The sequence below is a fragment of the Phyllobacterium bourgognense genome (genome assembly GCF_003337575.1).
In the GTDB taxonomy this organism is placed as follows: Bacteria; Pseudomonadota; Alphaproteobacteria; order Rhizobiales; family Rhizobiaceae; genus Phyllobacterium; species Phyllobacterium bourgognense.
In genome coordinates this window covers 337,078-360,736 of the sequence record NZ_QPJM01000004.1, presented here as the reverse complement: position 1 = coordinate 360,736, position 23,659 = coordinate 337,078, and the positions used below count along the sequence as shown (strand labels likewise).

The 23,659-nt window shown below is 58.0% G+C and carries 18 protein-coding genes; 10 read left to right on the top strand and 8 right to left on the bottom strand.

Annotated features, from left to right (window positions below; all coding sequences use genetic code 11):
* From C7476_RS10510 to C7476_RS10485, 6 genes are all read right to left on the bottom strand, one after another.
* Positions 1-867 carry a carbohydrate ABC transporter permease gene (locus C7476_RS10510; RefSeq protein ID WP_114429860.1) on the bottom strand — a complete coding sequence of 289 codons (867 nt, stop codon included), beginning with the start codon at positions 865-867 and terminating at the stop codon, positions 1-3.
* Between the two features lie 2 nt (positions 868-869).
* Positions 870-1,937 carry an ABC transporter ATP-binding protein gene (locus C7476_RS10505; protein ID WP_114429859.1) on the bottom strand — a complete coding sequence of 356 codons (1,068 nt, stop codon included), beginning with the start codon at positions 1,935-1,937 and terminating at the stop codon, positions 870-872.
* Positions 1,938-1,945: 8 nt separating this feature from the next.
* Positions 1,946-3,028, bottom strand: a complete 1,083-nt coding sequence (locus tag C7476_RS10500) for an ABC transporter ATP-binding protein (RefSeq protein WP_114429858.1) — start codon at positions 3,026-3,028, stop codon at positions 1,946-1,948.
* Positions 3,029-3,080: 52 nt separating this feature from the next.
* Positions 3,081-4,598, bottom strand: a complete 1,518-nt coding sequence (gene glpD, locus C7476_RS10495) for a glycerol-3-phosphate dehydrogenase (RefSeq protein ID WP_114429857.1) — start codon at positions 4,596-4,598, stop codon at positions 3,081-3,083.
* 146 nt (positions 4,599-4,744) lie between these two features.
* Positions 4,745-5,509 carry a DeoR/GlpR family DNA-binding transcription regulator gene (locus C7476_RS10490; protein ID WP_112529765.1) on the bottom strand — a complete coding sequence of 255 codons (765 nt, stop codon included), beginning with the start codon at positions 5,507-5,509 and terminating at the stop codon, positions 4,745-4,747.
* A gap of 95 nt (positions 5,510-5,604) precedes the next feature.
* Positions 5,605-6,630, bottom strand: coding sequence for a LacI family DNA-binding transcriptional regulator (locus tag C7476_RS10485; protein ID WP_114429856.1), 1,026 nt, complete (start codon positions 6,628-6,630; stop codon positions 5,605-5,607).
* Positions 6,631-6,791: 161 nt separating this feature from the next.
* On the opposite strand from C7476_RS10485, the gene denD reads away from it, so the two are divergent.
* The 9 genes from denD (at position 6,792) to C7476_RS10440 (ending at position 16,484) form a co-directional block, all read left to right on the top strand.
* Positions 6,792-7,781: a D-erythronate dehydrogenase gene (gene denD / locus C7476_RS10480; RefSeq protein ID WP_114429855.1), complete on the top strand. Its 990-nt coding sequence runs from the start codon at positions 6,792-6,794 to the stop codon at positions 7,779-7,781.
* Positions 7,778-8,551 (top strand): SDR family oxidoreductase, encoded by a 774-nt coding sequence (locus C7476_RS10475; protein ID WP_114429854.1) that lies wholly within the window; start codon positions 7,778-7,780, stop codon positions 8,549-8,551. Before denD ends, C7476_RS10475 begins: the two co-directional genes overlap by 4 nt.
* A gap of 55 nt (positions 8,552-8,606) precedes the next feature.
* Positions 8,607-9,671: an ABC transporter ATP-binding protein gene (locus C7476_RS10470; RefSeq protein ID WP_114429853.1), complete on the top strand. Its 1,065-nt coding sequence runs from the start codon at positions 8,607-8,609 to the stop codon at positions 9,669-9,671.
* Between the two features lie 109 nt (positions 9,672-9,780).
* A complete protein-coding gene (locus C7476_RS10465; RefSeq protein WP_114429852.1) occupies positions 9,781-11,094 on the top strand; it encodes an ABC transporter substrate-binding protein in 1,314 nt (437 codons plus the stop codon).
* 159 nt (positions 11,095-11,253) lie between these two features.
* Positions 11,254-12,105: a carbohydrate ABC transporter permease gene (locus C7476_RS10460; RefSeq protein WP_410010680.1), complete on the top strand. Its 852-nt coding sequence runs from the start codon at positions 11,254-11,256 to the stop codon at positions 12,103-12,105.
* Between the two features lie 14 nt (positions 12,106-12,119).
* Entirely contained in the window at positions 12,120-13,019 is a 900-nt protein-coding gene (locus tag C7476_RS10455) for a carbohydrate ABC transporter permease (RefSeq protein WP_114429850.1), read from the top strand.
* A 24-nt stretch (positions 13,020-13,043) separates the two neighbouring features.
* Positions 13,044-14,846, top strand: a complete 1,803-nt coding sequence (locus C7476_RS10450; protein WP_114429849.1) for an IlvD/Edd family dehydratase — start codon at positions 13,044-13,046, stop codon at positions 14,844-14,846.
* 18 nt (positions 14,847-14,864) lie between these two features.
* Positions 14,865-15,617 (top strand): SDR family NAD(P)-dependent oxidoreductase, encoded by a 753-nt coding sequence (locus C7476_RS10445; protein WP_114429848.1) that lies wholly within the window; start codon positions 14,865-14,867, stop codon positions 15,615-15,617.
* Positions 15,618-15,644: 27 nt separating this feature from the next.
* Positions 15,645-16,484 (top strand): fumarylacetoacetate hydrolase family protein, encoded by an 840-nt coding sequence (locus C7476_RS10440; protein ID WP_114429847.1) that lies wholly within the window; start codon positions 15,645-15,647, stop codon positions 16,482-16,484.
* A gap of 59 nt (positions 16,485-16,543) precedes the next feature.
* Here C7476_RS10440 and C7476_RS10435 read toward each other — a convergent pair whose 3' ends face one another.
* Positions 16,544-21,172, bottom strand: coding sequence for a translocation/assembly module TamB domain-containing protein (locus tag C7476_RS10435; protein WP_114429846.1), 4,629 nt, complete (start codon positions 21,170-21,172; stop codon positions 16,544-16,546).
* Complete coding sequence (locus tag C7476_RS10430; protein WP_114429845.1) at positions 21,169-23,097, bottom strand: autotransporter assembly complex protein TamA; 1,929 nt, start codon at positions 23,095-23,097, stop codon at positions 21,169-21,171. Before C7476_RS10430 ends, C7476_RS10435 begins: the two co-directional genes overlap by 4 nt.
* A 325-nt stretch (positions 23,098-23,422) precedes the next feature.
* On the opposite strand from C7476_RS10430, the gene C7476_RS10425 reads away from it, so the two are divergent.
* Positions 23,423-23,659 carry an Lrp/AsnC ligand binding domain-containing protein gene (locus tag C7476_RS10425; protein WP_114429844.1) on the top strand — a complete coding sequence of 79 codons (237 nt, stop codon included), beginning with the start codon at positions 23,423-23,425 and terminating at the stop codon, positions 23,657-23,659.

Sequence of the window (23,659 nt, the reverse complement as noted above, 5' to 3'; positions counted from 1 at the left end):
TCAGCGCTCCGCATCGTAGTTGGTCATGACGGTGTAGAAGACCCATGACAGCAAGAGAATGATCAGGAAGTAGATGATCGACATGGCCGCTGCCGGACCAAGGTCGAACTGGCCGACTGCCATCTTGACGAGATCGATCGACAGGAACGTCGTCGAATTGCCGGGGCCACCGCCGGTGACGACGAAGGGCTCGGTGTAGATCATGAAACTATCCATGAAGCGCAGCAACACGGCGATCAGCAGCACGCGGTTCATCTTGGGCAACTGGATGTAGCGGAAAACTGCCCAGCGCGACGCACCATCAATCTTGGCTGCCTGGTAGAAGGCATCAGGGATCGAAACGAGACCGGCGTAGCAGAGGAGGACGACGAGGCTCGTCCAGTGCCAGATATCCATGATTATGACGGTAAACCAGGCATGCATCGGATTCTGCACATAATTGTAATTGATGCCGAGATTCGCCAGCGTGCGTCCGAGAAGCCCGATATCGACACGTCCAAACACTTGCCAGATGGTACCGACGACATTCCACGGTATGAGCAAGGGCAATGCCATCAGGACCAGGCAGACGGGAACCCCCCAGCCCTTGCGCGGCATATTGAGCGCGATGATGATGCCCAGCGGGACCTCGATTGCAAGAATGATGAAGGAGAAGACGAGGTTGCGCCCGAGCGCTGCGTGAAAGCGTTCGGAGTGGAGAATTTCGTCAAACCAGTCGGTTCCGGCCCAGAAGAACTGGTTGTTGCCGAACGTATCCTGCACCGAATAATTGACCACGGTCATCAGCGGGACAACGGCTGAAAAAGCCACGAGCAGCAGTACGGGCAAGACCATGAACCAGGCTTTGTTGTTCCAGGTTTTCTCCATGGCTACTGCCCTCCCACGCGCCAGCTATCGGCATAGATGTTGATGCCCTTCGGGTCGAAGGCGATGTGCGGTTCGGCAGGGATATCCCCGCCCTCCTCGACAATGATGGCTATGTCCTGGTTTTCGAGCCGGGTCCGGACGATCTTGTGCCGCCCGATATCCTCTACCTTGGCAATTTTCACCGGCATCCCCGCGCGCCCGAGCCGCACATATTCCGGACGGATGCCAAGTTCGATGATCTTCGCATTGGCAGGCATTACCGGCGAAGGCAACTCGATCTGATGGCTGCCGATCTGCGCCATCCCCCCGGAAAGCTTCACGGGCATGACATTCATGCCGGGCGAGCCGATGAAATACCCGACGAAAGTGTGTTTCGGCCGCTCGAACAATTCTTCCGGTGTGCCGATCTGCACGATCTCGCCGTCATACATGACGACGACTTTCTGGGCGAAGGTCAGCGCTTCCGTCTGGTCGTGCGTGACATAGACCATCGTGTAGCCAAAGCGCTGGTGCAACTGTTTCAACTGCGACCGGAGCACCCACTTCATGTGCGGGTCGATAACCGTAAGCGGCTCGTCGAAAAGGATCGCGTTGACGTCGGAACGGACGAGACCGCGGCCGAGCGAAATCTTCTGCTTCTGGTCGGCGGTAAGGCCGCGTGCCTTCTTTTTTGCCCAGCTGGCAAGGTCGATCATCTCCAGCGTCTCGCGCACCTTGCGGTCGATTTCCGCTTCTGGAACGCCGCGGTTGCGCAAGGGAAAGGCGAGATTGTCGTAAACGGTCATCGTGTCGTAGATAACCGGGAACTGGAAGACCTGCGCGATGTTGCGTTCCTGCGTGGACAGGGTGGTCACGTCAACGCCGTCGAAGAGCAATTGTCCATGCGAGGGATGGATCAACCCGGATATGATGTTCAAGAGCGTGGTCTTGCCGCAACCGGACGGTCCGAGCAGGGCATAGGCACCGCCGTCTTCCCAGCTGTGATGGACTTCCTTCAGCGCATAGTCCTTGTCCGACTTCGGGTTGGGACTGTAGGCGTGACGAATATGGTCGAGGTCGATGCGTGCCATGGTTCCCCCTATGCCGCCAGCTTCTGGCGGCGGCTGACGGAATTGCCGCTCGCGTCGAAAATTACCAGATTGCGCGGATCGATGAAGATGTCGATCTCCTCATCGGGCGCGTAGATGTGGATGCCATGCGTCAGCATCGTCCAACGCGCATCGGCGAAGGAAAGATGAACAAAGCTTTCAGAACCTGTGATCTCGGTGGCCGTAACCGTGGCTCTAAGGCCGATCTCGTCAGGATTCCTGCGGCTCGTATTCACGTGATGCGGCTGGAAACCGATCGTATAAGTACCGTCGGCGAACTCCGCGAGATGCGCCGGTACTGGCAGCGTAACGCCGCCTTCGAGCTGAAATGCTTTGCCAAACTTCGCCAGCGCAATCGTGTTGAGTGGCGGATCGGCAAAGGTCTGCGCGGTGATCAAGTCGTCAGGCTTGCGGAAGACATCTATGGTCGGCCCGAACTGGGTGATGCGGCCTTCGGACAATGTCGCCGTGTTGCCACCAAGCAGCAGCGCCTCATGCGGCTCGGTCGTGGCATAGACGAAGATCGTACCGGATTCGGCGAAAATCCTCGGCAGTTCCTGACGCAGCTCCTCACGCAGCTTGTAATCGAGATTGGCAAGCGGCTCGTCGAGCAGAACCAGCTTGGCGTTCTTCACGATGGCGCGTGCCAGCGCAGTGCGCTGCTGCTGACCGCCGGAAAGATTGAGCGGCGTGCGATCGAGGAAGGGCGTGAGCTTCAGCATTTCGGCCGCCTTGCGCACTTCGCGGTCGATTGTCGCCTTGTCGGCACCGGCCACGCGCATCGGCGAGGCGATGTTCTCGTAGACTGTGAAGGCAGGGTAATTGATGAACTGCTGATAGACCATGGCGACCGAGCGCTTCTGTACCGGCACGCCGGTCACGTCCTTGCCGTCGAACCAGACAGAGCCGGAGGTCGGCACATCCAGCCCTGCCATGATGCGCATGAGGCTGGTCTTGCCGGACAGGGTCGGTCCGAGCAGGACATTCAGCGTTGCATGTTCCAAAGTCAGCGAAATATCGCTGAGATGGGGTTTTCCGCCCACTACCTTGGATACATTCCGCAGTTCCAACATTCTTACTCCTCCCAGAGACAGTGCAGGCCTGCCCGCACCGTATCATTCAATTCTATTCCGCCGCGATCTGGCGCCTTCTATCGACAGCATTTTCCATAAAACGGTCGAGCGCAGCAGCCTCATCGGCACTCAAATGCAAACCCTTTTTTGTCCGACGCCACAAAACATCCTGAGCCGTCACCGCCCATTCATGCTCGATCTGATAGCGCACCTCGGCTTCATAAAGGTCAGAGCCGAAATGCCTGCCAAGATCTGCGACAGAAGCGGCTTTGCCAAGCACCAAGCGTGCCTTCGTACCATAGAGCCGGAACAGGCGATGTGCATGGCGTGGATCGAGAAATGGATAATCGGCCTGCAGCTTGTGCAACTCTTCATCAAAGCCGGTCGTCGCGAAGTCTCCGCCAGGCAACGTTCCTGCCGCCGTCCAGGGCTTGCCGCGCTTGCCAAGCTGGTCTTCGATCTTTTCCAGCATATGCTCGGACAAGCGCCTGAAGGTTGTGATCTTGCCACCGAATATATTGAGCAGAGGTGCCCGGCCCTCCGGCGCGTCGGTCTTCAGTACATAGTCGCGCGTGGCCTCCTGCGCCTTCGAGGCACCGTCATCGTAGAGCGGACGCACGCCCGAATACGTCCAAACGACCTGGTCGCGCTTCACCGGCTCGACGAAATATTCGCTGGCGGCAGCGCAGAGATAATCTATTTCGGCATCGCTGATTTTCACCTCGGCCGGATTGCCGTGATAGTCCTGGTCGGTGGTGCCGATGAGGGTGAAATCCTGCTCGTAGGGAATAGCGAAAATGATGCGCCCATCGGTGTTCTGGAAGAAATAGGCGCGCGGATCGTCGAACTTCTTCTTCACGACGATGTGGCTGCCCTGCACGAGACGAACGTTGTGCGCATTATTGCTGCCGACAACACCGGTCAATACCTCATCGACCCATGGACCGGCCGCATTGACCAGAAGTCGCGAGCGGACTTCTTCTGTAGCGCCGGTCAATCCGTCCTGCAGCGTCAGCGTCCAGTGATCCGCATCGCGGCGGGCACTGACAACTTTCGTACGTGTGCGAATGACCGCACCACGATCTGCCGCGTCACGAGCATTGAGCGCGACCAGCCGCGCATCGTTGACCCAGCAGTCGGAATATTCGAAGGCCTTGGTATAAAGCGACTTCAGCGGCTTGGCTGCCGGATCGCGGGTCATGTCCAGCGTGCGTGTGGCCGGAAGCTTCTTGCGTCCGCCAATGTGATCGTAAAGGACAAGTCCGAGCCGCAAGAGCCAGGCTGGACGCAGCCCAGCATGATGCGGAAGAACAAAACGCAGCGGCCAGATGATATGCGGCGCGCTGGCCCATAGAACTTCGCGCTCCATCAGCGATTCGCGCACCAGCCGGAATTCGTAATATTCCAGATAGCGCAAGCCGCCATGGATGAGCTTGGTCGAACCGGAGGACGTACCGCTGGCGAGATCGTTCATCTCCGCGAGAAAAACCGAAAAACCACGGCCGACAGCATCGCGCGCAATGCCGCATCCGTTGATGCCGCCGCCGATGACAAAAATGTCGTAGACCATGTCGACCAGGTTAGACAATCCCTGCGCTCCCCATTTCGCACCGCACCATTTCTTCGCAATTGCGAAAGATATACGGAAGCATTACGAAACCAATACGAAACTAAAAGGAACTATACCGCGCATGGCGACGGCGCACAAGTGCATTGTCAAATCGAAGTTTCGATGAGCCGAACGTCCGCATCGACGCAAATCTGGCGGATTGCTTCACTTTCGCAGCGGTCGGTGATGAAGGTGTGTACTTGCGAAAGATGGCCGATTCGAACCGGCGCCGTGCGTTCGAATTTGGTTGAGTCGGAGACGAGGATCACGTGGCGTGCATTGGCCATGATCGCCTGCGCCACCTTGACCTCCCGGAAATCGAAATCGAGCAAGGCGCCGTCGCTGTCGATAGCGGACGTTCCGATGACGGCGAAATCCACCTTGAACTGACGGATGAAATCGACCGCCGCCTCGCCAACGATTCCGCCGTCGGACCCGCGCACGACACCGCCCGCGATAACGACCTCAATGTCCGGGTAAATACGTAACTTGTTGGCAACATTGATATTATTTGTAATTATCATCAGGCCCTTGCGGTCAAGCAGCGCCTGCCCCACCGCTTCCGTTGTGGTGCCGATGTTGACAAATAAGGAGGCATTGTCGGGGATGAGGTCGGCCGCGGCGCGGCCAATCGCTTCCTTTTCGCTCGCAGCAATCAAACGCCGCGCCTCATATTCCAAATTCTGCACGCCGGACGGAAACAGCGCGCCGCCGTGGATACGGTTGAGCAGGCGCTGGTCACACAGGTCGTTGAGATCCTTGCGAATGGTTTGCGGCGTGACATTGAAATGAACGGCGAGATCGTCCACGAGAACGCGTCCGTGCTCCTTGGCCATTTCCAGAATTTCGGCGTGCCTGGGAGCGAGAAACATGGCTTGCGCTTTCATTTTCGTTTTTCTGCAGTCTATACGAAAACGAAAATGAAAGCTTATGTCAATCTATGGGTAAACGAACCCGGCTCATTTCCCTATGCCGTTGCGCCTTCGATAATGTCGAACCCCGTATTGATGATGGTCTTTTCGGCGGGCCGCTCGCGGCTTTCAAGCAATTTTTCGGCTGCGGTTTTTCCAATCAGAAAGCGCTTCGACAGGATCGTAGACAGAGGCATGGGCATGGCCTGGCCGATATCGAGTCCATTGAACCCAAATATACCGAGCTTCTCCTTCACAGCGATTCCCGCATACATGCAGTGAAAAATGCCGCCCATCGCCATATCGTCATTCGGGAATACGACAACGTCCAGGTCGGGATGGGCAGCAAGAAGTATCGCCAGCGCGTCGCGCCCTGCCTTGGTCGAACTCGCGTCGGGATAACAATGCTCTGCAACAAGAGACAGGCCAGCCTCCTGCAACGCCGAGCAAAGCCCTTCATAACGGGCACTGGCGCGGTCGTCTGTCGTTACGTTGTGCCTGGCATAGCCGAAACGGCGATAACCGCGCTGAACGAGATGCTTTCCGGTTTCATAGCCAGCCTGGCGATGCGACATGCCAACGGCAATGTCTACGGGCTCGCCATCGATGTCCATCAGTTCGGCGACCCGGAAGCGGCCATGCTCCAGATGCCGGCGCGCGGTCGGCGTGTGATGCAGGCCGGCGACGATCACCGCTGCCGGCTGCCATGCAAGAAAGGAGACGAGAATCCGCTCTTCAATCAGCGGATCGTAGTCAGTGACACCGATTACCGGCTGAAACGCCGTTTCGGTGAGCGCCGTGTGGATGCCGCGCAGTACGTCTGGAAAGACGATGTTGGATAGCGATGGCAGCAGCACGCTCATCAGCGTGGATCCTGCAGAAGCAAGGGTGCCAGCGGCACGGTTGGGAATATAGCCAAGCTCGGCAATGGCTGTCAGCACACGCGCTCTGGTTGAGTCTGCGATAGGCCCTTGCGCACGAACGACCCGCGACGCCGTAATTTCGCTCACACCCGCGAGCCGCGCAACATCGGCAAGCGTCGGCATATCGGGACTTCGGTGAGCGTTGCGTTTGCGCGGCATGGGCACCAATCCAGTGCGATTGACAAGATTTATGACAGCGCTACCATAAAACGCTTGATGAATGCTAGTCAGTGTGCATAACTTTGCACCACGTTCTTATATATTAGTGCGATGATTGGTGCGACGAGCCCGGGAGGGGCTTGCAGGGAGGACTTCTTCTTATGCATGTTTTGGTGATCGGTGCAGCTGGAATGGTTGGCCGCAAATTGCTCGACAGGATCGCTGCCGAGCCCGGCTCCCTGGGTGGAGACATCGACAGGCTGACACTGGTCGATGTCATCGAACCCGCCGCGCCTGAAGCCTTTGCGGACATTTCCGTGACCAAGGCGGCAGACCTCTCGGACCCTGGCGTGGCGGAATCACTGATCGCAAGCCGTCCGGACATGATCTTTCACCTCGCGGCGATCGTTTCCGGAGAAGCAGAGGCGGATTTCGAAAAAGGCTACAAAGTCAATCTCGACGGCACACGCGCTCTGTTCGAGGCGATCCGGCTGGAAAGCCGAAATGCTCCCTACAAGCCCCGCGTGGTATTTGCCTCATCGATCGCCGTGTTCGGAACGCCGTTTCCAGAGAAGATCGGCGACGAGTTTTTCACAACCCCACTAACCAGCTACGGCACGCAGAAAGCGATTTCCGAACTGCTCCTGTCGGACTACAGCCGCCGCGGTTTCTTCGACGGGATAGGTATCCGCCTACCGACGATCTGCATTCGTCCAGGCAAGCCCAACAAGGCGGCTTCGGGTTTCTTTTCAAACATCCTGCGCGAACCGCTGGTGGGTCAGGAAGCGATCCTCCCGGTCGATGAGAATGTACGCCACTGGTTTGCCAGCCCGCGCGCTGCGGTCGGGTTCTTCATCCATGCCGCTACGCTCGATCTCGACAAGGTCGGTGCACGCCGCAATCTTTCCATGCCCGGACTTTCGGCGCTCGTTGGCGAGGAAATCGCCGCGCTGCGCCGCGTGGCCGGCGACAAGGCGGTCAGGCTGATCCGCCGCGAACCCGATGCGACAATTCAGAAAATCGTGGCTGGATGGGCGACGGATTTCGACACGACGCGTGCGACGAAGCTTGGCTTCAAGGCAGAAACGGCTTTCGATGATATCATCAAAGCACATATTGAAGACGAACTGGGCGGGAACGTTGCGGCATGAGTAAAGAGGATTCAGGCAAGGGGAAGATCGCGCTGGTTACCGGCGGCGGCACCGGCGTCGGCAAGGCTATTACCACAGCGCTGCTTGGCGCAGGCTATACGGTGGTGATTTCCGGTCGCCGCAAGGATGTACTGGAAGATGCTGCCAACGCATTGGAGGCCGAAACGGGCGGCACCGTTAAAGCTATTTCTGCCGATGTCAGCGATCCGAAATCGGTCGCTGCGCTTTTCGATGCAATCAAATCCGGGTTCGGGCGGCTCGACCTGCTCATCAACAATGCAGGGGTCAATGTTCCGAATATCCCGATGGAAGAACTCACCTTCGATCACTGGAATTCGATTGTCGGCGCCAATCTCACCGGCGTTTTCCTGTGCACGCAGCAGGCGATGAAATTGATGAAAGCGCAAACGCCACGTGGTGGTCGCATCATCAACAATGGCTCGATTTCGGCACAGACGCCGCGGCCGAACTCTGCACCCTATACGGCGACGAAACATGCTGTTACCGGCTTGACCAAATCGACAGCGCTGGATGGCAGACCATTCGACATTGCCTGCGGTCAGATCGATATCGGCAATGCCACGACCGAGATGACATCGAAGATGGCGACCGGCGTGTTACAAGCCAATGGCGAGACCGCCAGCGAGCCAACCATACCGGCGCATTATATTGGCGATGCGGTGGTGCATATGGCAAGCTTGCCATTGGAGGCCAATGTGCTGACCATGACGATCATGGCTACGAAGATGCCGCTCGTCGGACGCGGCTAGAACATATTTCGACAACGATTTTTCGTTGTGTCACGGAAATTTTGGAGGAGAAGGCATGGCATCGGTTGAATTCGCCAATGTACGAAAATCATTCGGCACACACCCGGTCATCAAGGGTGTCGACATCGAGATCGCCGACGGCGAATTCGTCATTCTGGTCGGGCCTTCCGGCTGCGGAAAGTCCACCCTGCTGCGTATGCTGGCGGGACTTGAAAACATCTCTGCAGGCGAGATCAAGATCGGCGGCAAGGTGGTCAACAACCTCGCGCCGAAAGAGCGCGATATTGCCATGGTGTTTCAGAACTATGCGCTCTATCCGCACATGACCGTTGCCGACAATATGGCATTTTCCCTAAAGCTGAAGGGTGCGCCAAAGTCGGAGGTCGACAAGCGCGTGAAGCCCGCGGCGGAGATCCTCGGGCTTTCGCCGCTGCTCGACCGCTTTCCACGCCAGCTTTCCGGCGGTCAGCGCCAGCGCGTTGCCATGGGCCGCGCCATCGTGCGCGACCCGCAGGTCTTCCTGTTCGATGAGCCGCTATCCAACCTCGATGCCAAGCTGCGCGTCGCCATGCGCGCGGAAATCAAGGAATTGCACCAGCGCCTGAAAACAACCACCGTCTATGTCACGCATGACCAGATCGAAGCCATGACCATGGCCGACAAGATCGTGGTGATGCATGACGGCCTGGTCGAACAGATCGGCGCGCCGCTCGAGCTTTATGACGAGCCGGCCAATCTTTTCGTGGCAAGCTTCATCGGCTCGCCGGCGATGAATATGATCAAGGGCAAGCTCGATCCGAATGACGGACTGAAATTCACTACAGAAAAGGGTGTCGTGCTGCCGGTTGCCAAAGCACCGCAAAGCGCCAAGGGCCGCACGTTGATTTATGGACTGCGCCCCGAACACATGACCATTGCGGATGGCGGAATTCCCGCCGAAGTGGTGGTCATCGAGCCAACCGGATCGGAAACCCAGATGATCATGCGCGTTGGCGGCGATCTCGTCACAGGTGTTTTCCATCAGCGTATCAGTGCGAAACCCGGCGAAACTGTCGGTCTGTCGATCCATGCTGAAGCGACATATCTGTTCGATGCGGAGACCGGCAAGCGTCTGGCCTGAAGCTCAACGGTATCTGCCAGTCGGGGTGCAGATGCCAGATACAATTCCCCGCAAGAGCATATTGAACAAGCCTTTCTAGTTTATCCGGTCGTTAAATGGAGGAGCATCAATGACCATCAACAGAAGACATCTACTCGGCGCATCTGCCGGGCTCGTTGCCGCAGCCGGACTGAACCGGTTCGGTCTCACGCCGGCCTTCGCGCAATCGGCACCCGCGTACAAACCTGAAGAAGGTGCGACCCTTCGCCTCCTGCGCTGGGTGCCGTTCGTCCCGGCTGAAGAGGCCGCATGGCTCGCCAACACCAAGAAGTTCACCGACGCCACAGGCGTTCAGGTGCGCATCGACAAGGAAAGCTGGGAAGACGTTCGCCCGAAAGCTGCTGTCGCGGCCAATGTCGGTTCTGGCCCGGACATGGTCATGAGCTGGTTCGATGATCCGCAGCAATATCCGGACAAGCTCGTCGATGTGACGGAGCTTGGCGAATATCTTGGTGCAGCACATGGTGGCTGGTATCCAGGCCTCGAAGGCTATGCCAAGCGCGACGGCAAGTTCATCGCCCTCCCACTTTGCGCCATCGGCAATGCCGTCGTCTATCGCGATAGCCACATGAAGGCGGCCGGTTTCAGCGAATTCCCGAAAGATACGGCTGGGTTCCTCGAACTTTGCAAGGCCATGCAGGCAAAGGGGACGCCTGCGGGCTTCCCGCACGGCAAGGCAGTCGGCGACGGCAACAACTATGCCCATTGGCTGCTCTGGAGCCATGGCGGCAAGATGGTCGACGAGAGCGGCAAGGTCGTGATCAACAGCCCCGAGACGCTGGCCTCGGTCAAATATGCGCAGGAGCTCTACAAGACCTTCATTCCGGGTACGGAAAGCTGGCAGGACGTCAACAACAATCGCGCATTCCTTGCCGGTCAGGTGTCACTGACGGCCAATGGCGTGTCGGTTTACTATGCCGCCGTGAAGGATCCCGCAATGAAGGCGATCGCTGACGATATGCGCTCGACCAATCTGCCGATCGGGCCAGTTGGTCAATCGGTCGAATTGCACCAGACGTCGACGATTTCGATCTTCAAGCACACCAAATATCCTGAGGCTGCGAAAGCCTACCTGCAGTTCATGTATCAGGCCGAGAACATGAATGCCTGGATCGAGGGTGCCAGCGCCTATTGCTGCCAGCCGCTGAAAGCTTTCGCCAACAATCCGGTGTGGACGTCCAATCCGATCCATGCCGCCTATGCGAAGGCATCCGGAACCCTGCGTCCGAACGGGTATGCCGGCCCGCTTGGCGCTGCCTCGGCGGGAACCATGGCCGACTATGTCCTGGTGGATATGTACGCGACCGCCGTTACCGGCCAGATGACGCCCGAAGACGCCATCGCCCAAGCCGAGAAGCGCGCGAACCGTTACTACAGGGTCTAGGCAACGAGACCGGCTTCCGCTGTCCAGAAAGGCAGCGGAAGCCAACTCATCAGCTAATATGGCAACCGGAGATATCCGATGACAATGACGACAACTGCGAAGCAGCCCTCGGCCTTCGGAAATATCGCCCGGAGTAATACCGCCGTCGGCTTGTTTTTCATGCTGCCGGCCGCCGTCTTTCTCCTGTGCTTCCTGACTTATCCGCTCGGCCTCGGTGTCTGGCTCGGCTTTACCGATACGACGATCGGCAGGGACGGCATTTTCATCGGCCTTGAGAACTATCAGGCACTGGCCAGGGATTCGGTCTTCTGGATGGCAGTCTACAATACGATTTTCTACACGCTCATCGCCTCGATCCTGAAGTTCGGGCTCGGCCTGTGGCTGGCATTGATCCTCAACGAGCATCTGCCGTTTAAATCCTTCTTCCGTGCAATCATCCTTTTGCCATGGGTGGTTCCAACCGTCCTTTCGGCGCTCGCGTTCTGGTGGATCTATGATGCGCAGTTCTCCATCATTTCCTGGTCGTTGATGAAACTCGGCTGGATCCACAGCCCGATCAATTTCCTTGGTGATCCCAACAACGCACGCGCCTCGGTGATCGCAGCCAATGTCTGGCGCGGTATCCCTTTCGTCGCGATTTCGCTGCTCGCCGGGCTTCAGACCATTCCGCAATCGCTGCATGAGGCAGCCTCGCTTGACGGGGCGACCGGATGGCAGCGTTTCCGCTTCATCACGCTGCCAATGCTGACGCCGATCATCGCGGTGGTGATGACGTTCTCGGTGCTGTTCACCTTCACTGACTTTCAGCTTATCTACGTCCTGACCAAGGGCGGCCCGGTCAACGCTACACATCTGATGGCGACCCTCTCGTTCCAGCGTGGCATACCCGGCGGTCAACTTGGTGAAGGTGCGGCGATCGCCGTCGCCATGATCCCGTTCCTGCTTGCATCGATCCTGTTCTCATTTTTCGGCCTGCAACGTCGAAAATGGCAACAGGGCGGACAGGATTGAGGGAGGAAACGAACATGAGCATTACCGAACAGACCAACCCGCATGTTCTCACCGACGATGCGCAGGGCATGAGCTATCTCAACCGGCTGCCGCGACGGATCGTCGTTCTGTATCTGCCGCTTGCAGTCTTTGTCTTCGTGTTGCTGTTTCCGTTCTATTGGATGGCGATCACGGCGGTGAAGCCGAACTCGCAGCTGACGGACTACAACAACTTCAGTCCGTTCTGGGTCGTGAAGCCGACACTCGATCACATCAAATACCTGCTGTTCGAGACATCCTATCCAGGCTGGTTGTGGAACACACTGGTCGTTGCGGTATGTGCCACAGCGATATCTCTGGTAGCATCCGTTTTTGCGGCCTATGCCATAGAACGGGTACGGTTCTCCGGGTCCCGCCCCGTCGGTCTGCTGATCTTTCTCGCCTATCTGGTGCCGCCATCAATCCTGTTTATTCCGCTGGCTGTCATCGTCTTCAAATTTGGCATTTACGACACCAAGCTCGCGCTGATCTTCACCTATCCGACGTTCCTCATTCCGTTCTGCACCTGGCTGCTGATGGGCTACTTCCGTTCGATCCCGTTCGAGCTTGAGGAAAGCGCACTGGTAGATGGCGCGTCGCGCTGGCAGATCCTCATCAGGGTCATATTGCCGCTGGCGGTGCCGGGATTGATCTCGGCCGGTATTTTTGCCTTCACTTTGTCGTGGAATGAGTTCATCTATGCGCTGACCTTCATCCAATCCTCGGAAAACAAGACTGTCCCGGTCGGTGTCCTGACGGAACTGGTGCGAGGCGATGTTTTCGAGTGGGGCTCATTGATGGCCGGCGCACTTTTCGGCTCGCTGCCGGTCGTCATTCTCTACTCATTCTTTGTCGACTATTACGTTTCTTCCATGACCGGCGCGGTCAAGGAATAGCGGACACCCAGGAGCTCCTTGCAAATGACGACTTCCCACACCCCGAAAAAACTTCGCTCGCAGGAATGGTTTGACAATCCTGACAATCCGGGGATGACGGCGCTCTATCTGGAGCGCTACCTGAACTACGGCTTGACCCGTGCCGAGCTGCAATCGGGCAAGCCCATCATCGGCATCGCGCAGACCGGCTCCGACCTGTCGCCATGCAACCGCCATCACATCGAGCTGGCCAAACGCGTGCGTGACGGTATCATTGCGGCGGGCGGAATTCCATTCGAGTTTCCCGTGCATCCCATCCAGGAAACCGGCAAACGTCCGGGCGCTGCGCTTGACCGCAACCTTGCCTATCTTGGCCTCGTTGAAGTCCTGTTCGGCTATCCGCTGGACGGCGTCGTTCTGACTATCGGCTGCGACAAGACCACCCCGGCCATGCTGATGGGCGCGGCGACCGTCAATATTCCTGCGATCGCGCTTTCCGTCGGGCCGATGCTGAACGGCTGGCATCGCGGCGAACGTACGGGCTCAGGCACCATCGTCTGGAAGTCGCGCGAGAAGCTCACCTCAGGCGAAATCAACTATGACCAGTTCATGGACATCGTCGCTTCGTCCGCTCCTTCCGTCGGCTATTGCAACACGATGGGCACAGCGACCACGATGAATTCGCTGGCTGAGGCGCTTGGCATGGAACTGCCCGGCGGCGCGGCTATACCGGCGCCTTACCGTGAGCGCGGTCAGATCGCCTATGACACCGGCAAGCGCATCGTCGATATGGTTTGGGAAGATCTGAAGCCGTCGGATATCATGACCCGCGCGGCATTCGAAAACGCCATCGTTATCAATTCGGCGATTGGCGGCTCGACAAATGCACCAATTCACTTGAACGCCATCGCCCGCCACCTCGACATTCCTCTCGACAACGACGACTGGCAGGCTATCGGCCATGACGTGCCACTGCTGGTCAACCTGCAGCCGGCAGGCGAATATCTCGGCGAAGACTACCATCGTGCAGGCGGCGTGCCCGCCGTCGTCGCGGAGTTGATGAAAGCCCGCAAGCTGCCACATCCGGGCGCACTGACCGTCAATGGCCAGAGCATCGGCACAAACTGCGAAAACGCCGAAAATCTCAACACGGACGTCATCAAGACCTATGATGCGCCTCTGAAAAAGAAGGCCGGGTTTATAAATTTGAAGGGCAATCTCTTCGATAGCGCCATCATGAAGACCAGCGTGATCTCCGAAGAGTTCCGCGAGCGCTATCTGTCCAACCCGGACGATCCGGAAGCGTTCGAAGGCATTGCCGAAGTATTCGAAGGGCCAGAGGACTATCATCATCGCATCGACGATCCGAAGCTGGCGCTCAACGAGAACAGCATTCTAATCATGCGCGGCACCGGGCCGATCGGTTATCCGGGCGCGGCGGAAGTGGTGAATATGCAACCTCCGGCTTACCTTCTGAAGAAGGGTATCCATGCGTTGCCCTGCCTCGGTGACGGGCGTCAGTCGGGAACGTCCGGCTCGCCTTCCATCCTCAACGCTTCGCCGGAAGCGGCAGTGAACGGTGGGCTGGCGCTGGTACGGTCCGGCGACCATTTGCGTATTGATCTCAACAAGGGCACTGCCAACATTCTGATCAACGACGAGGAGTTGCAAAAGCGCAAGGACGATCTGATCGCGGCGGGCGGCTACAAATATCCGGCGAGCCAGACGCCGTGGCAGGAAATCCAGCGCAGCATGGTCGGCCAGCTTGACGAGGGCATGGTGCTGAAGCCAGCCGTGAAGTATCAGCGTGTCGCCCAGACCAAGGGTCTGCCCCGCGATAATCACTGACCCCGGAGAGCAGGAAATATGGTGAATTCGATCAGGCGCTATGAGGGGCGGCACGCGGTCATCACCGGTGGCGCCTCCGGCATCGGCTTCAAAACTGCGGAGCGAATCGTATCGGAGGGCGGCACGGTTTCGCTCTGGGACGTCGATGCTGCCAAGATAGATGAGGCGTGTCACGCACTTGGATCGTCAACGCACGGTATAAGGCTTGATGTCTCCGATCCGGATCAGGTGGAGAGGGCTGCAAAGGAAACAGCGGAGAAGTACGGCAAGATCGACATTCTGGTTTGCTCTGCCGGTATCACCGGCCCGAACTCCAAAGTTGCCGACTATCCAATCGATCAGTGGAAGCACGTCTTCGACATCAACATCCATGGGCTTTTCTTCTGCAACCGCTTTGTCGTGCCTTTCATGCAAAAGAACGCTTACGGCCGGATCGTCAACGTCGCTTCCATCGCAGGCAAGGAAGGCAACCCGAATGCCTCGGCCTATAGCGCATCGAAGGCGGCGGTCATCGGTCTGACAAAATCGCTCGGCAAGGAGCTTGTCAGCGATGGCATCACTGTCAATGCGATTACCCCTGCCACCGTGGATACACCTATCCTCCAGCAGCTCAAGCCCGAATTCATCGACTATATGCTTTCGAAAATCCCCATGCAGCGCTTCGGCAAGGTCGAAGAGCTGGCATCGTTGATCACCTGGATCGCCAGCGAGGAATGCTCGTTCACGACCGGTGCCGTCTTCGATATTTCCGGTGGCCGCGCCACCTATTAGTCTCAACAATCAAGAAAAGGTTATCCCATGAAACTCTTGCGCTATGGTCCTGTTGGTCAGGAAAAGCCCGGCCTTGTCGACAAGGACGGCAAGGTGCGTGATCTCTCCGCCCACGTCAAAGACATCGCAGGCGATGCGATTTCTCCCGACGGATTGAAGAAGCTCGCGGCCATCGATCCGGCTTCCTTGCCAGTCGTCGAGGTCGAGCGTTATGGCCCCTGCGTGGCTGGCACCGGCAAATTCATCTGCATCGGCCTCAATTATTCCGACCATGCCGCCGAGACGGGGGCAACGGTGCCGCCGGAGCCTATCATCTTCATGAAGGCGACTTCGGCGATTGTTGGACCTAACGACAATGTTGAAATCCCGCGCGGTTCCCTCAAGACCGATTGGGAAGTCGAGTTGGGCGTGGTCATCGGCAAGCACGCAAAATATGTCAGCGAAGATGAAGCGATGGACCATGTTGCCGGCTATTGCCTGATCAATGACGTATCGGAGCGAGCGTTTCAGGCCGAGCGCCAGGGCCAGTGGACCAAAGGGAAAAGCGCCGACACGTTCGGTCCGACCGGCCCATGGCTGGTAACAAAGGACGAGATCGAAGATCCGCAGAATCTCAAGATGTGGCTCGACGTCAATGATCATCGCTACCAGAATGGTACATCGGCAACGATGGTCTATGGCGTCAAGTATCTCGTGTCATACCTGTCGCAATTCATGAGCCTGCATCCCGGTGATATCATCTCCACAGGTACGCCTCCTGGCGTCGGCCTCGGGCAGAAGCCCAATGTGTTCCTCAAGGAAGGCGACGTCATCACGCTCGGTATCGAGGGTCTTGGCGAGCAGCGCCAGAACGTGGTGCAGGGTTAATTGACGATAGCAAGCTACCTCCTCATCCGACCTATGGCTGGATGAGGGAATAGTACAAACTAGTAATCCTTTTCGAAGAACAATCCTGCACCGGAATCGCCATTGGCTCCTACCGAGCCCTTGGCTTTCAGGTTCGGGGTAATATCGAGGTTGATCGTGCCCTTGGTCGAACCTGCCGCCCCGGCCTCGACGCCGAGATAGACATTGTCACGAATATAGCGGCCGGCGCGAACGCCTGCATTGCCCTGGCTGTCGGTCACGACGTCCAGATCGTCAAGGCCGGTGTTCTTGCGCAGATTTTCCAGCAATGATGAATTCGAACCACCGGCAAGCTCGGCTGCTGCCGCCGCAAGCCGTGCGACCTGAAACGCCGACAATTCGCTGATCGAGCGGTTGAAGATCAGCCGGGCCATGACCTCGTCCTGCGGCAACTCCGGTTGCGACGAGAAGGTGATTTGCAGGTCCGAGACACGGCCCCGGACCGTGACGTTCACGGTGATATCGGAGCCTTGCGTACTGGCGACGAAGTTGATGTCCGGATCGAGATCACCTACCAGGGTGACCTGACCTTCGGTGAACGTGATGCGCTGGCCGAGTATGCCCAGCCTTCCGCGAATGAGATCGAACGCTCCGACTGGCTGGATATTGGTTGCCGGCCCGGTAAGCCGGACGGAGCCGCCAATTTCCGCATCAAGGCCGCGGCCCCGAATGAAAATCCTGTTGGGTGCAGTGACGTTTATATCAAGCCGCACGACGCTTGGACGTGCGGTTGGCGTTGCCACTTGTGGCTGGTCAGCTCTGGCGCGTTTCAACGTCTGCGCAACTGCCTTTGACGGATCCTTATGTTTCACGTCGATGACAGCGGACGCACCGCCGAAGCTCTCCGGAACGGTGATCTCCGCCCGGTCGATGTTTACATTGCCGGAAATAACCGGATCGCGGGTCAGGGGCCCCCTTACCGCAAGCGCGCCTGTTACAGTGGCCACAACCAGATTGCCATCCGCATAGCGCGCCCTATCCAATTTGATATTGATATTGGCCGGGAAGTTTGCAGCCGCATCGGTCGAAATCGTCCCGGTTGCGCTGATGGTGCCGCCGGTAGACAGGCTTGCATTGAATGTTCTGATCGTGACAGTGGTTCCCTCCATGCTGCCGAGCAAGGTGATGCGCTGCAGGCGGAGATTTGCTTCTGGATCGATGACCTCGGCTCCATTGGCCGAGAACATGCCGCGAATCTGCGGCTGCGCGAAGCTGCCGGAGATCGATGCCGTCAGGTCGATGTTTCCTCTGGCCTGCGTGCCCCGATCCGCAAGGAAGCGGTTGGCCAATGACAAGGGAATATTACCCGTGACGTTGATGCCGAGGCCGGACCCTGACACCGGAACATTGCCGCTTGCCGAAACCGTGAACCCCTGCGGACCATCGGCTTTGGCCGAGGAAAGCGTCAGTGTATTGTTGGCAAAACGGCCCGCTGCCGCAAGCTGCAACGGGCTCAGCCCCGCCTCCTGTAACGGTCTGGCGGAAAGTCCCGCGCCTTTCAGGTCAAACTCGGCATTGGGTCTTTGCAACGTACCGGTGACCCGGCCCCTGCCGGAAATGATACCTGCAAGATTCTGGTTTTTGACGACGCCATTCAGCGCCGTCAACGGGAAGCTTTTCAAATCGAAATCGACGCCGAGTTGTCCCTGTGCGAGCGGTACAGAGCCCCTTGCCGAAGCATCGAGCCCGCCCGCCCCGGTCAGATGCGCATCGACATTGAGCTGATCGGTGGTCGATGTTCCCTTGGCATCAAGATTGAGCGCGTCGAGCCCGGCTTTTTTCAGCGCTGCCGCAGTGACCCGGCGGGCCTGCATATCGAAATTCACGTCAGGCCTTTGCCTGGTACCCCCGACCTTCGCTGTGCCATTGATCTCGCCACCAAGTCCAAGATCAGGCTTGATGGTATTAGCGATATCGAGCGGCAATCGCTGGATCGCGACTGCAAGATTGAGCGTTTCCGCCACTTCTCCGCCGACTGTAACCCTGCCCTGCCCAACATCGAGCACGATATCGCCAAAGGACACATTGCTACCGGCAACATTGATGGCGGCGGGCTGCACCAGCCGCGCAGCGAGCGCGCCGCGGGTAAGCTCGGCATTGGCCAGCGACAGCAGATAACCTTTGTCCGTTGGCTGCAAGGCACCCTGAAGTGACGTCCGTGCTCCATTGTTCAGACCAGCGTTGAGCCTGAAGTTGGTGGTCTTCCCATCCTGCGTTGCCTGAGCGTCAAGGTTGTTGACGACGATGCCCGAGGCCGAAACGTCCGATGCAGTTATACTGCCGTTCGCGGAAGGAACCTTGAAAATGTCCTGCGCAGCCAATGCGACCGCTGCCTTGCCGACGACGATGTCGTTGGCCTTGAGATTGTCGATCTGACCCTTGATATCGACGTTCTGTTTCTCGTCGGCATGCGACAGGGCGATGGTGGCGTCTGCCTTGCCGGTCGCCTCGACCAGGAAAAGCGCCGCAGCCGTCGAGACATCGCTGGAGGCAAGCGTCAAATTGCCGTTATAGAGGCCTTGTTTCGACTGCGTAACATCGCCACGCAGTCGCGTGCCGCCCGCGATGAAGGAGATGTTGGTCAGCCGTTTTTCGTCCTGATGCAGCGCGATTTCCGTCGCAAGATCAGCGCGGATCCCGTCGAGGAAGGCGAGACCCGAGACCTTGCCGTCGACGATATCCTTGTAGAGCGTGCCGTTGAACGTCAGATCGCCCTGCGTCAGCTTGCGACCGGAAAGCGTTCCTTCAGGTACCCCGGCATTGAAAGCGAGTGCGATGATATTGTCCTGGCCGCGCGCGCTGCCTTTGACCTTGAGAGCGCCGCCTGCTTTTTCCGACAAGAGCGCGAGATCGGTGAGGTCCAGGCCGAAATCGAAGTTTGCGGCACCCGTCGCGAAAGTTCCGTTGGCCGTTACGAGTGTCTGCGGATTTTCTACCCGGAAGTTCTTCGCGCTCAGCCCGGCTTCGCCTCGCGCCACCCCACCAGTGATCCGCGTTTCACCCGCCAGCACCTTGTCGGCAGCATCGATGCCTAGTGTCATGCCGGTGGCATGGCCGTCGAGCATGAGATCGAAGGCCCCGGTGAGCGCCTCTACAAGGCCGGTGGCCTTGAGGTCGATCGCCCCCGCGAGATCACGCCCTGCCAGCGCCGAAAACGGCGCGAGGCTCGAAGCCTTGACGAAAATGTCACCCCGGTAGGCAAACTTGTCGATGGTTCCGGCCAGAGCCGTGCTGAACCCGTTTGCAGCGATCAACGCCTGCTTCAGATTGACGGGCGTTCCGGCTTTCCAGTCGCCATTGATCTTGAGCTGGATCAGTTCGCCCAGCGCTTCGGCGATATCGGCGCGCGTGGCCGTAATACCGGCGACTTCGCCATTCACATCGTAGGTGAGCGAGCGCGCCGCGGGATTGTCGATGTTCTCCGCGAGACCTTTAGCGACGAGATCGATGGATTTCGAGGCGAAGCTGTCCGTGGTGAAGTTGGTCACTTCGACGGTGCTCGACCAATCATTGTTGGTACTGGTTCCAAAACCTACCGCCAGCACTGCCTTATCAACCGTCGTCTGGCCGCCCTTGACGGGCAGGATTACCTTCTTGCCGGTCGGGTCGGCGATTGTCGCATCGACCTTCAAGCGCTTCAGGAAGCCGTCATTCGTCGTTTCGCCGTTCGCGTCAAGCACCAGAGCATTGCTCTTGATGTTCAAGCGGTCCAGCCCCACGCCGCCGGCGTCGCGCATCACACCGTTGACGATCAGTGTCGTTTCATTGCCGAAGAAATCCCGAAAAATCGGCGGGATCAGCGCGGCGATTTCACCGTTGAGATTGGTCTTGAAACCGAGCCCGTCACTCTGGCGATCGAGTTTCGTATCGCCGGTGAGCACCCGCTTGCCTGCCGCATCGAGCGTCAGTTGCAACAGGAGATCGCTGAGCGGGCCCGAGCCTTTCAATGCGAGAGCTACCGGCGGTTTGCCTTCGATGTTGAGGAGATTGGCAACGATACCATTTTGCGGCTCGTTCAAGGTCAAGTCGAGATCGAGTTGCTGACTTTCATTGGCATAGGCGGCCTTGATCCGGAATTCGCCGCCCGGTCCATCAAGGCGTTGCACCTGCAAGTTCGAATCCAGCGACCCGCTTTCGAGCGTCAGATTGCCTGCCAGGGAAATTTCGGACCTCAGACCAAAAACACCATCGCCAAAAGCGATGCGCCCTATATTCAGCTGCTGCAGAATCACCGCCAGCGGCAGTTCCGGCAGGCTGAAACCCTTCGCCTCAGGCGCAGGCAGACTCTCGTCCGGCAACGGTTTGCGCAAGATATCGATACGATCGGCGGCAAGCGTGTTTATGTCCAACCGGCCGCGCAGCAAGGCAAGCCGGCTCCAGACGATCCTGGCATTGGTCACCCTCAGCCAGATGCCTTCGCGGTCGGCAACCGTGATGCTGCCTATGCTGGCTTCCGATGAGAGAACGCCCTGGATACCGGAAATGACGATCTGTCGGTTAGGCGTGGACAGCTGGTTTTGTACAAAGCTCAGAAAATAGGATTTCTCAGCTTCGGCACTTGCAGAGTCCTGGGCCTGCGCCCGGGCATCCTGCGCGAGGATCGGGCCCATAAAGAGCAGGAGAAAGAGAGCTGCGATAATCCGGGTCAAAACGCCTGTCCTATGCCAACGTAGAAAGCAAAATCGGGGTCGTCGCTCGTTCGATCGAGCGGCACCGCGAAATCGAGCCTTATCGGACCAAGGCCGGTATTATAGCGCAGACCAGCCCCGACGCCGAGCCGCATCTGATCGGCGAAATCAGGAAACGACTCTTCGCCGACATAGCCCGCATCGACAAAGCCAACGACGCCGATCGTATCAGTCATGCGGATGCGCGCTTCGACCGAGCTTTCGACCAGCGAGCGGCCGCCAATGACAAATGTCTCGCCATCGCGGGTCACATTGACGCCGACATTGCGATAGGCGTAGCCGCGGATCGAGCCACCACCACCGGCGAAGAAGAGCTGATCCGGCGGTAATTCAGAAACCTCGGCGCCAACGATGGAACCAAGCTTCAGGCGACCAGCAAGGATGAAACGGTTGTCGGCATCGAAACTGTAATAGGTGCGGCCTTCGGCGGTGAACTTGGTGGCGAAATTGCCGTACTCGAATTCATAGAAGGGCGAAATCAGTCCCTCAAGGAAATAGCCTCGTGACGGATCGACCTTGCTGTCCCGGCTGTCATAGGTAAGACCACCGAGGAGACCGGCGGTCAAAAAATCCCGTTTGCCGAAGAAATCATCGTCAAAGCGGGACTTGGAGACAATTGCACTTATCTTGCCGGTCAGTTCGTCAGAGAAAATCTGGGTGAAACCCGCTTCGGCTGTGATCGAGGTCTGGGTATAGGCGTCCAGAACCTCTCGCCTGCCAATCAGCGACGAAAAGAAATCTGTATCGGGCGTATAGACACCGGGTTTGGTGAAGGTCACGCCAAGCGTGTAATTATAGTCCTCGGGACTGTAGGACTGTGCGCCGATGCCACCGATCTTGGCATCGAACCGCAGACGCTCGGCACGTCCGAAAAGGTTGCGGTGAAGCCAGTAGGCATCCAGACCCGCGCCGTCCAGCGTCGAATATGATCCGCCGAGCCCGAAGCGCCGCAGCTTTTGTTCCTGCACGGCGACCGTGATGGGCAACAGACCGTTATCAGTGATCGCGTCGGCTTCTTCGATGCGGGCCGAACGGAACACTTCGAGGCGCGACAGGCGCTTCTTTGCCCGCTCGATCTCATCCGGATCATACTCGACACCAGGCTGCAGGCCGGTGATGAAGGCGACAAACTCCGGATCCATGCGTTCGGTGCCCGTCACCCGAACCGGACCGAAGGCGGCGCGGCGATCGGGATCAACATCGATCGTTGCGTCGACCTTGCTGTTATCGTGATCCGCAAGCACGTTGCGCGATACGATCTTCGCTTTCGGGTGGCCCTGCTCGCGCCACGCATCGACGGCAAGCCGTTCCGCCTTGACGATCGCAGTTGACCTCGCGATGTCGCCGGGCGCAAATCCCTGCGTTTCCGGCCGGTCAACCATGTCCTTCCGGTCGAGTGTAGGCGGGGCCATGTGCTCGACACGGGCGGTCGCGAACAGGAACTGCGGCCCCGGATCGACGGAAATCACCACGGGTGCCGGGTTGGCCAGATCAGCGTCAATCGGAATATCGCTGGCTTCCCGCCCATCGACCTTGATGCTGATCGTGCCGCCATAGCGGCCCTCCGCATAAAGCGCGCCAAGGATGCGGCGATAATCGCCACGCGCCTTTGCCAGCAACCCGGCAGCTCCCGAAGCAGGCTTGTCCTTGTCTGCGATGAGGCTGGAAGCCCCTTCGACCAGCTTTTTTGTATCTTTATCTTCGTCCGAAGCGATCTCGACGGTGTATTTGTGTGGATCGGCGATCACCGCATCAGCATCGGCATCCTTCCTTTCACCCCAAAGATGAATGCCGAAAAGATCGAATGCATGGGCGGGCGAGACGAGCGCCGTACAAGCCAAAAGGGCTGCACCAAACAAACTGGCCTGTGGGCGCTTAAAGTCCATCAACCAGTAAAATCCCTACTCAAGAAAACACACAAATGCGCCCGCAGAAACGGAGAAACATATCCTGCAATTGATAAAATTCCCCTCCCGAGCTTAAGAAAACGATAACATGCGGGGATAGGGAGGCCAACCCGCAATAGCCAGCGCAGGGTTCTGCAGGGCTTGGCTTGTGGCAGTACGGCCACAAAAGCGCCCCGTATAGGGCATGAGAAACATCAGTTTTGTTAGGACACTGTAATGTGCCGCTGGATTCACGCGCAATTGCGCTGCGCGCGCAAGCAAATTAGGCTATGCAGATCAGACTTGACCTCCGGAGTGAAATTTTATGAAACCCGTCTTCCTGCAGCTGCAATGCTTCCCCGGCAAAACCTACGAGGTGGCTGCTGCGCTTTTCGAACGCGAAATCGTCTCGGAGCTTTATTCGACCAGCGGCGACTACGACCTGCTGATGAAAATCTATATTCCCGAGGATCAGGACGTCGGCAAGTTCATCAACGACAACGTGCTCGATATCGCCGGTATCGCCCGATCGTTGACGACAATGACCTTTACAGCGTTCTGA

Bases quoted from the DNA above. Each gene is read 5' to 3' on its own strand.
- C7476_RS10510 (WP_114429860.1), bottom strand. From the start codon at position 867: ATGGAGAAAACCTGGAACAACAAAGCCTGGTTCATGGTCTTGCCCGTA.
- C7476_RS10505 (WP_114429859.1), bottom strand. From the start codon at position 1,937: ATGGCACGCATCGACCTCGACCATATTCGTCACGCCTACAGTCCCAAC.
- C7476_RS10500 (WP_114429858.1), bottom strand. From the start codon at position 3,028: ATGTTGGAACTGCGGAATGTATCCAAGGTAGTGGGCGGAAAACCCCAT.
- glpD (WP_114429857.1), bottom strand. From the start codon at position 4,598: ATGGTCTACGACATTTTTGTCATCGGCGGCGGCATCAACGGATGCGGC.
- C7476_RS10490 (WP_112529765.1), bottom strand. From the start codon at position 5,509: ATGTTTCTCGCTCCCAGGCACGCCGAAATTCTGGAAATGGCCAAGGAG.
- C7476_RS10485 (WP_114429856.1), bottom strand. From the start codon at position 6,630: ATGCCGCGCAAACGCAACGCTCACCGAAGTCCCGATATGCCGACGCTT.
- denD (WP_114429855.1), top strand. From the start codon at position 6,792: ATGCATGTTTTGGTGATCGGTGCAGCTGGAATGGTTGGCCGCAAATTG.
- C7476_RS10475 (WP_114429854.1), top strand. From the start codon at position 7,778: ATGAGTAAAGAGGATTCAGGCAAGGGGAAGATCGCGCTGGTTACCGGC.
- C7476_RS10470 (WP_114429853.1), top strand. From the start codon at position 8,607: ATGGCATCGGTTGAATTCGCCAATGTACGAAAATCATTCGGCACACAC.
- C7476_RS10465 (WP_114429852.1), top strand. From the start codon at position 9,781: ATGACCATCAACAGAAGACATCTACTCGGCGCATCTGCCGGGCTCGTT.
- C7476_RS10460 (WP_410010680.1), top strand. From the start codon at position 11,254: ATGCTGCCGGCCGCCGTCTTTCTCCTGTGCTTCCTGACTTATCCGCTC.
- C7476_RS10455 (WP_114429850.1), top strand. From the start codon at position 12,120: ATGAGCATTACCGAACAGACCAACCCGCATGTTCTCACCGACGATGCG.
- C7476_RS10450 (WP_114429849.1), top strand. From the start codon at position 13,044: ATGACGACTTCCCACACCCCGAAAAAACTTCGCTCGCAGGAATGGTTT.
- C7476_RS10445 (WP_114429848.1), top strand. From the start codon at position 14,865: ATGGTGAATTCGATCAGGCGCTATGAGGGGCGGCACGCGGTCATCACC.
- C7476_RS10440 (WP_114429847.1), top strand. From the start codon at position 15,645: ATGAAACTCTTGCGCTATGGTCCTGTTGGTCAGGAAAAGCCCGGCCTT.
- C7476_RS10430 (WP_114429845.1), bottom strand. From the start codon at position 23,097: ATGGACTTTAAGCGCCCACAGGCCAGTTTGTTTGGTGCAGCCCTTTTG.
- C7476_RS10425 (WP_114429844.1), top strand. From the start codon at position 23,423: ATGAAACCCGTCTTCCTGCAGCTGCAATGCTTCCCCGGCAAAACCTAC.